This is a genomic window from Lentzea sp., assembly GCF_035525475.1.
Taxonomy (GTDB): domain Bacteria; phylum Actinomycetota; class Actinomycetes; order Mycobacteriales; family Pseudonocardiaceae; genus Lentzea.
Genome location: NZ_DATLEC010000202.1, coordinates 1 through 7,819, shown reverse-complemented (window position 1 = coordinate 7,819; position 7,819 = coordinate 1). Strand labels below are relative to the sequence as shown.

Sequence of the window (7,819 nt, the reverse complement as noted above, 5' to 3'; positions counted from 1 at the left end):
CTGCTGAAACGCACTTCTCGCGGGTGAGGCGCGTGGGCGGGGTGATGGGGCGGGCCGCGGCAGGCGCGGTCGGGGTGGGTTGGGCGGGTGGCCGGCTGCAGTGAGTGCGCGGCGGAGGCAGGCCACGGGAGGTGCGCCGCGGGAGCCGGGGCTGCGGCGGATAGGCCGGGCTGCGGCGAGTGCGCGGCTGAGGCCGAGCTGCTGCGCCGGCGCGGTTCGCAGGAGAGGCGGCACCCGCACGGGCGCTGTTGGCGAGACGTGACAACCGCGAAGGCTGAGCGAGGTAACGCGGGCCAGTAAGTCAGGCCGTCAGAGACCCACTTGTCGCAATGTCACCATTCCGACAACGGGGTCCCCGGTGTTCGAGGCAAACAGGACGAAGGCGCCGCAGGCAGGTTGCCGGTGCGAGCGGGGGCCGGCGAGCACCGTCCCGCACAGCGACAGCACCCGCGAACAGCCCCTCACCCCCGTCACGACCCCCTGATGCCAAGCCCTACCCGAGCCGCCGATGATCCTCGGCGATCCGCTTCAGCAGAGCCTGCAACTCCTCCCCCCGCACCGCCATCCGCTCCAACCGCCCGAACAGCGCGAGGTACTCCCGCACGTCCAACGGGTCGGTGATGGTGGCGTTGCCCGTCAGCACGCTGACCGTGACGACGCGTTCGTCGTAGATGTGGAAGCCGTGCAGCGCCACGACGTTCGCGTCCGCCGTCCACGGCACGATGCCGAGGCGGACGTTCGGTCTGCGTTGCAGTGCGGCCAGGTGTTCGATCTGTTCCGCCATCTGCTCGGGCGAGCCCATCCGCCAGCGCAGTGCGCTTTCGGAGAGCACGAACACGAACTGCTTGGCCAGGTCGTCCATCCGGGAACGGCGCACGCGCAGTGCCGCCACCGCCGCCTCCTGCTCCGACGGCGGCATCGTCCCCAGCACGATTCGCAGGTAGGCCTCGGACTGCAGCAGCGAGGGCACCAGGTTGACCTGGAAGAACCTCGATGTCGCCGCCCGCGCCTCCACGCGGCTGATCGTCTGCTGGTGGCGGTGCGCTCCTCGGTGCAGCACGACGCGGCGGGTTTCCGCCTCGGCGTGCAGCGATCTGGCGAGTTCGACCAGTTCGATGCGCGTCTCTCTCGTGGCGGCCAATTCCGCTACAAGACGCTCCACGTCGGTGACGGACGGGAGCAGCATGCCGTTCTCGATCTTCGACAGCTTGGACTGGCTCATCCCGGTGGCACGGGCGGTGGCCGTGCCGGTCATCTTCGCCTCGGTGCGCAACCGGCGTAGTTCACGCGAAAGCCGTTCTCTCGCTAATCGCGAACGCTCAGGTGCGGTCATGGTTCGCACCGTATCCATTCGCACTCGGCGAGAGAATCGGCCATAGGCGGGGACTTGGCTAGCAGTGGGCACCTCCAGGTGGGTGATCTCACCTACCTGGAATCGCTTTGTGCTGGCGTTACGTCTCGTTCGACCACAGAAATGCACCCGAAAGTTGTAACCGAAGCTATTCCTGGCCATGTGGAAACGAGAGGGATTGTCCAGGCCGGACAACGTGAGTGGTTTTTGTCACTCTTTTGTCCAACAATTGGTACGGCTTTCACTCGCTCACTCAACGACTAAACGGGTCGTTTAGCGCGGGAGCGTCAAACGGGCTTACGCGCACGCAATACCGTACGCACACCGAAGCCGATCGCGCCGAAGATCAGCACGAACGCGATGAGGCCGAGGCCGGGAGCGTCGTCGTACTGGGCGTACATGAGCGCGCCGACGCCGAGCGCGGCGACGAGGACGCAGGCGGCCAGGGACAGCAGGAGTCGCAGCATAGATCGACTATCGCTCTTCATCTATCGAAAGTCAACCGATAGTGGGCGACAAACGATCAGTCGACTGCCTTCCAGCCGTCGGCCAGCAGCTGCCGGGTCTGCCCCAGCAGCTGCGGCAGCACCTTGGTGTGCCCGATGACCGGCATGAAGTTCGCGTCCCCGCCCCACCGCGGCACGACGTGCTGGTGCAGGTGCGCGGCGATCCCGGCCCCCGCGACGACGCCCTGGTTCATGCCCACGTTGAACCCGTGCGGCGACGACACGTGCCTGCCCACCCGCATCGCCTTCTGCGTGAACGCGGCGAACTCCGCCGTCTCCGACGGCGTCAGGTCGGTGTAGTCCGGCACGTGCCGGTACGGCAGCACCATCAGGTGACCGGGGTTGTACGGGTACAGGTTCAGCACCGCGAACACCTCGGCTCCGCGCGCGATGATCAGACCGTCCTCGTCGGACAGCGTCACCACGCGGCAGAACGGGCACCCGGCCGGCTCGTCGCCGTCCGCCTTGCCCGCGCCCTGCACGTAGGACAGGCGGTGCGGGGTCCACAGGCGCTGCAACGCGTCCTGGACCCCGACACCGTCCTGCGGCACGAACTCAGGCGTCACGAGAGCAGTTCCGCCGTGGGCGAGGCGTTCTCGCGGCGGCCCACCCAGTCGACGATCTGCTCGACGGCCCGCTCGACCGGCACGCCGTTGATCTGCGTGCCGTCGCGGAACCGGAACGACACCGCGTTCGCCTCCACGTCCTTGGCGCCGGCCAGGAGCATGAACGGCACCTTCTGCAGGGTGTGGTTGCGGATCTTCTTCTGCATGCGGTCGTCGGACGCGTCGACGTCGACCCGGATGCCCTTGCGCTTGAGCACGTCGCGCACCGCGAACAGGTGGTCGGCGTTCTCCGAGGTCACCGGGATGCCCATGACCTGCACCGGCGCGAGCCACGCCGGGAACGCGCCCGCGTAGTGTTCGGTCATCACGCCGAAGAACCGCTCCACCGACCCGAACAGCGCGCGGTGGATCATGACCGGGCGCACGCGCGAGCCGTCCGGCCCGGTGTACTCCAGCTCGAACCGCTCCGGCAGGTTGAAGTCGAGCTGGATGGTCGACATCTGCCAGGTGCGGCCGAGGGCGTCCCGGCACTGCACCGAGATCTTCGGGCCGTAGAAGGCGGCGCCACCGGGATCGGGCACGAGTTCCAGACCGGACTCCTGGGCCACCGACGCGAGCGTCTCGGTCGCCTCGTCCCAGATCTCGTCCGAACCCACGTACTTCTCCGGGTTCTTGGTGGAGAGCTCCAGATAGAAGTCGTCGAGGCCGTAGTCGCGCAGCAGGCCCAGCACGAACGTCAGCAACGACCTCAGCTCGTCGCGCACCTGGTCACGGGTGCAGAAGATGTGCGCGTCGTCCTGCGTCATGCCGCGCACGCGGGTCAGGCCGTGCACCACACCGGACTTCTCGTACCGGTAGACGCCGCCGAACTCGAACATGCGCAACGGGAGCTCGCGGTACGAACGGCCGCGCGACTTGAAGATCAGGTCGTGGAACGGGCAGTTCATCGGCTTGAGGTAGTAGTCCTGGCCAGGCTTGCGGACCGTGCCGTCCTCGTTCAGCTCGGCGTCGAGGTGCATCGCCGGGTACATGCCGTCCTTGTACCAGTCGAGGTGGCCGGAGACCTCGAACAGGTTGCCCTTGGTGATGTGCGGCGAGTAGACGAACTCGTAGCCCTCTTCGGTGTGCCTCTGCCGGGAGTAGTCCTCCATGGCCTTGCGGATGATGCCGCCCTTGGGGTGGAACACCGCGAGGCCGGAGCCGATCTCGTCCGGGAACGAGAACAGGTCCAGCTCGACACCGAGCTTGCGGTGGTCGCGGCGCTCGGCCTCCGCCAGCCGCTCCAGGTACGCGTCCTGCGCCTCCGCCGACTCCCACGCGGTGCCGTAGATGCGCTGCAGCTGCGGGTTGTTCTCGTTGCCGCGCCAGTACGCCGCCGCCACGCGGGTCAGCTTGAACGCCGGGATGTGCTTGGTGGTCGGCACGTGCGGGCCGCGGCAGAGGTCGCCCCAGACCTGCTCGCCGGAGCGCGGGTCGAGGTTGTCGTAGATCGTCAGCTCGCCGCCGCCGACCTCCATGACCTCGCTGGTGTCGACATCGCTCTTGATGTCGACGAGCTCCAGCTTGAACGGCTCGGACGCCAGCTCGGCCTTGGCGGCGTCGACGGACTCGACGACGCGGCGCGAGAACCGCTGCGAGGACTTGATGATCTGCTTCATGCGCTTCTCGAGCGCCTGCAGGTCCTCGGGCGTGAACGGCTTCTCGACCTGGAAGTCGTAGTAGAAGCCGTCCTTCACCGGCGGGCCGATGCCGAGCTTGGCCTCGGGGAACTGCTGCTGCACCGCCTGCGCCAGCACGTGGGCGGCGGAGTGGCGGATGACGCTGCGGCCGTCCTCGGTGTCCGCGGCGACGGCCTCGACCTCGACGTCGACCCGCGGGGTCCACGACAGGTCGCGCAGGTGGCCCTCGGCGTCCTTCACGACGACGATCGCGTCGGACCCCTTGCCGGGCAGACCGGCCTCGCGCACGGCCGTGCCCGCCGTCGTCCCCGCCGCTACCACCACGCGCGGTGGGTTCTGGGCGACTGCTGGGCGCGACTCGGACACGATGACTCCTAGCGGAAGTGTTGGGTGTGCGGATCAGATGTTATCGGTGCTCAAGATGGACATGACGATCGCGTCGTGGAAGACGCCGTCCCACAGCAGCGCGTCCCTCAACCGGCCTTCCTCCCGGAAGCCGAGTTTGGAGTACACGTGGATGGCCCGCTGGTTGAAGTCGTACACCTCGAGATCGACCCGGTGCAGGCCGCGCTCGGTGAACGCGTGGTCGAGGACGTGCCGGATCGCGATTGTCCCGTAGCCCTTGCCGAAACCGTCCCACAAGGCGATCCGCATGCCCGCGGACCGGTTGTCCGGATTGATGGTGAGAACGACCTCGCCGAGGTACTTCCCGTCCTCCGTTATGGCACGGGTGTAGCGGTCGGGATCGTTCAGCGTCCGCTGGATGTACGCCTCGTAATCCTCCAGCGTGAACGTGCGGTGCGTGCCGGTGAGGCGGTTGACCTCATCGTCGTTCGGGCCGCCGGCTGCCATCGCCCGCGCGAACTCCATGCGGAGGGGTACGAGTTCCATGGTCTGATTGAAGCTGGTGGGCGCAAGCGGTTTGTGCCGGTCGAGATTCATACCCAGCCACTTCTGAGTGTTTTCTCGGATGCGCCCGCGGGTCCTGGCGAGCACTCTCGTGTCTCCGGCCCGCCGAATGGAGCACCGACATGCACGACCTCGTCGTCGAATGCCCGGTCCGCCTCACCGAGTCCAACCGGGACGAGCTGCGCCTGCTGTACGCCGACCTGCGCGACCACTACGCGCGGCGCGACGCCCGTGACGGCACGCGCACCACGTTGCACTTCCTGTGGTCCGGGGTTCTCGACGACGAGCTCCTCGCTGCCACCTACGCCGACCAGCGGCACGTTTTCGCTGGTTCCAGGCCCGTGCTGAACTCCGCGCGCGACGTCGGCGAGCTTCAGGAAACGAACAGGTGGCTGTCAGCCCCAGCTCAGCCGGACGGCGCATCGTTGAGGACATGAGCGAGCAGGGACCGACGCCTCCACCGCAGGAGCCGTCGAGCAACGACCCGCGGGTGGCCCGGCCCGCACCGGAGCAGGCGACGACCCCGCTGCCGGCCGACGCACCGGCCACGCCTGGTCAGCAACCGACAGTCCGACAACCGACCGCACCTCAACCAACAGCAGCACAACCGGAAGCGGCACCGCAGCACCCCGCCGCGGAGCATCCAGCGGCCGCACCGCCCCCTCCGGCGGCAGCGGCACCCGTCGCCGTCGCACCGGCCGCTCCTGGCCGCGTGAGGCGCTTCGCGGGCCACCGCGCCACCCAGCTGGTCGCCGTGGGCCTGCTGGGCCTCGTGCTCGGCGGCGGCATCGTGGGAGCGGCCACCCGGTTCGACCACCGCGGCGGCCCCGGCCACGTGCGGATGCACGAGCGCGGCGACCGCGGACCCGACCGCGGCGGCGACAGGTCCGACCGGCGCGGCCCGTTCGGCGACCGCGGGGACAGGGGCGACCGCTTCGAGCGGTGACCGACCGAGCGCACGACCCGCGTTTCCGCCCGAACCCCGACGACGCGGGTCGTGCGCTCACCTCCAGACCGGGAACGCCCGGCTCACTGGGCCTGCGGGCCCAGCCGGATCGCCATGAGCTGACGGCGCAGCACCTTGCCCGTCGCGTTGCGCGGCAGCTTCGGCACGACCACGACCTCGCGCGGCACCTTGTGCCGAGCCAGGCGGGTCCGCACGAACTCGCGCAGCTCCCGCACGTCGATCCGCGTTCCCGCCACCGGCACGACGAACGCGCGCAACCGTTGCCCGTACTCGGGATCCGGCACGCCGAGCACCACCGCGTCGCGCACGCGGTAGTGCGTCATCAGCAGGTTCTCGACCTCGACCGGGTACACGTTCTCGCCGCCGGACACGATCATGTCGTCCTCGCGGCCGTCGAAGTACAGCCGGCCGCTGGGGTCGAAGTGCCCGAGGTCGCCCGTCGCGACGAGCCCGTCGATGGAGTCCTTCTGCGAGCCGTCGGTGTAGGAGGCGACGGTGAGCGAGCCGCGCACGTAGATCCGGCCGGTCACGAACGACCGCGTGATGCGGTTGCCGTTCTCGTCGTAGAGGCGCACGGTGCAGTTGTGCGGCGGCAGGCCGACGCTCGACGGCGCGGCCGCGAGGTCCTCCGGCGTGGCGACGGTGGCGACGGCGACTTCCGTCGATCCGTAGAGGTTGTAGAGCACCGGCCCCAGCACGGCCATCGTGCGCTGGACGAGCTCCGGCGCGATCGGCGCGCCGGAGGAGAACACGACGCTCAGGTGGCCCAGGTCGAACGAGTCGATCACCGAGCGGTCCAGCTCCATGATCCGCTGCAGCATCGTCGGGACCAGCACCAGCGTCGTGCACCGCTGGCCCTGCACCGACCACAGCGTCTTGCGCGGGTCGAACCGGCGGTGCAGCACCGCGCGCGAGCCCAGCGACATCGCGAGGGTGAGGTGCGAGTAGCCGACCGAGTGGAAGATCGGGGCGGCGATGAACGTCGACTCGTTCGCCCTCATCGGGATCCGGTCGAGGAAGTCGGACGCCGTCAGCACGGACTTGATCTCGCGCGCGGTGCCCTTCGGCGAGCCGGTGGTCCCGGACGTCAGCTGGATGACGACACCGGGTTCGCGCGGCGGGTCGAGCTCTCCTCGCGGCGCCTTCGCCACCAGCTGGTCCAGCGTCGGCGTGCGGCGGTCGAGCCCGTCCCGCGACCACGCCAGCCAGCGCGGGATCGACGGCGGCAGCTGGTGGAAGAGCGGCGTGAACTCCTCGTCGTGGATGACGAGCGACGCCCGCTCGCGCTGCAACAGGTCGAGGACGACCGGCGCGCCGAACCCCGTGTTGACCAGCAGCACGCGCACGCCGAGCTTCGCGCACGCCAGGAGCGACTCGACCATGCCGCGGTGGTTGCGGCACATCAACGCCACGATGTGCGTGTGCTGCACTCCCAGCGCGCGTAAGCCCTGGGCGATGGCGGTGGAACGCCTGTCGAGTTGTCCGTAGGTCACCGAACCGCGGTCGTCGACGATCGCGACACCGTCAGGGTTCAACCGGACGGAACGGCGCAGCGCCGTGACGTTCGGCCCCCAGACCTGGACCTCTCTCAGCGCCTGCATGGACATCTTCACGTTCGTGAGACTCACCATGCCCGCCTCGGACAAGACACGGAGTGAGTGCACCCGGCCCATGGCGTCGCGAAACACCTTGCGCAACCTTGGCATCAACAGCTCCTCGCGCTGCAAGTCCCCGAGGTGTTCGGACGGTAACTGTCCGCAAGGCCCACGCCAAGTGCTGTTCCATGCGGAATGAACATGACAACAGGACAACCGCCCTTGCAAACGTTTTCAAACTACCTG

The 7,819-nt window shown here is 68.5% G+C and carries 8 protein-coding genes; 2 read left to right on the top strand and 6 right to left on the bottom strand.

Annotated features, from left to right (window positions below; all coding sequences use genetic code 11):
• Positions 1 to 493: 493 nt before the first annotated feature.
• From VM306_RS31440 to VM306_RS31420, 5 genes are all read right to left on the bottom strand, one after another.
• Entirely contained in the window at positions 494 to 1,333 is an 840-nt protein-coding gene (locus tag VM306_RS31440) for a helix-turn-helix transcriptional regulator (protein WP_325521388.1), read from the bottom strand.
• Positions 1,334 to 1,638: 305 nt separating this feature from the next.
• Positions 1,639 to 1,818: a hypothetical protein gene (locus VM306_RS31435; protein ID WP_325521387.1), complete on the bottom strand. Its 180-nt coding sequence runs from the start codon at positions 1,816 to 1,818 to the stop codon at positions 1,639 to 1,641.
• A gap of 56 nt (positions 1,819 to 1,874) precedes the next feature.
• Entirely contained in the window at positions 1,875 to 2,423 is a 549-nt protein-coding gene (locus VM306_RS31430) for an HIT domain-containing protein (protein ID WP_325521386.1), read from the bottom strand.
• A complete protein-coding gene (gene thrS, locus VM306_RS31425; RefSeq protein ID WP_325521385.1) occupies positions 2,420 to 4,468 on the bottom strand; it encodes a threonine--tRNA ligase in 2,049 nt (682 codons plus the stop codon). Before thrS ends, VM306_RS31430 begins: the two co-directional genes overlap by 4 nt.
• 33 nt (positions 4,469 to 4,501) lie before the next feature.
• Positions 4,502 to 5,044 carry a GNAT family protein gene (locus tag VM306_RS31420; RefSeq protein WP_325521384.1) on the bottom strand — a complete coding sequence of 181 codons (543 nt, stop codon included), beginning with the start codon at positions 5,042 to 5,044 and terminating at the stop codon, positions 4,502 to 4,504.
• A gap of 89 nt (positions 5,045 to 5,133) precedes the next feature.
• Here VM306_RS31420 and VM306_RS31415 point away from each other — a divergent pair, with 89 nt between their 5' ends.
• Positions 5,134 to 5,448, top strand: a complete 315-nt coding sequence (locus VM306_RS31415) for a hypothetical protein (protein ID WP_325521383.1) — start codon at positions 5,134 to 5,136, stop codon at positions 5,446 to 5,448.
• The gene (locus VM306_RS31410; protein WP_325521382.1) at positions 5,445 to 5,957 is read left to right on the top strand and encodes a hypothetical protein; all 513 of its coding nucleotides are present in this window, start codon (positions 5,445 to 5,447) and stop codon (positions 5,955 to 5,957) included. Before VM306_RS31415 ends, VM306_RS31410 begins: the two co-directional genes overlap by 4 nt.
• A gap of 83 nt (positions 5,958 to 6,040) precedes the next feature.
• On the opposite strand, the gene VM306_RS31405 is transcribed toward VM306_RS31410, so the two are convergent.
• A complete protein-coding gene (locus tag VM306_RS31405; protein ID WP_325521381.1) occupies positions 6,041 to 7,684 on the bottom strand; it encodes an AMP-binding protein in 1,644 nt (547 codons plus the stop codon).
• Between the last annotated feature and the right edge of the window lie 135 nt (positions 7,685 to 7,819).

Bases quoted from the DNA above. Each gene is read 5' to 3' on its own strand.
- VM306_RS31440 (WP_325521388.1), bottom strand. From the start codon at position 1,333: ATGACCGCACCTGAGCGTTCGCGATTAGCGAGAGAACGGCTTTCGCGT.
- VM306_RS31435 (WP_325521387.1), bottom strand. From the start codon at position 1,818: ATGCTGCGACTCCTGCTGTCCCTGGCCGCCTGCGTCCTCGTCGCCGCG.
- VM306_RS31420 (WP_325521384.1), bottom strand. From the start codon at position 5,044: ATGAATCTCGACCGGCACAAACCGCTTGCGCCCACCAGCTTCAATCAG.
- VM306_RS31415 (WP_325521383.1), top strand. From the start codon at position 5,134: ATGCACGACCTCGTCGTCGAATGCCCGGTCCGCCTCACCGAGTCCAAC.
- VM306_RS31410 (WP_325521382.1), top strand. From the start codon at position 5,445: ATGAGCGAGCAGGGACCGACGCCTCCACCGCAGGAGCCGTCGAGCAAC.
- VM306_RS31405 (WP_325521381.1), bottom strand. From the start codon at position 7,684: ATGCCAAGGTTGCGCAAGGTGTTTCGCGACGCCATGGGCCGGGTGCAC.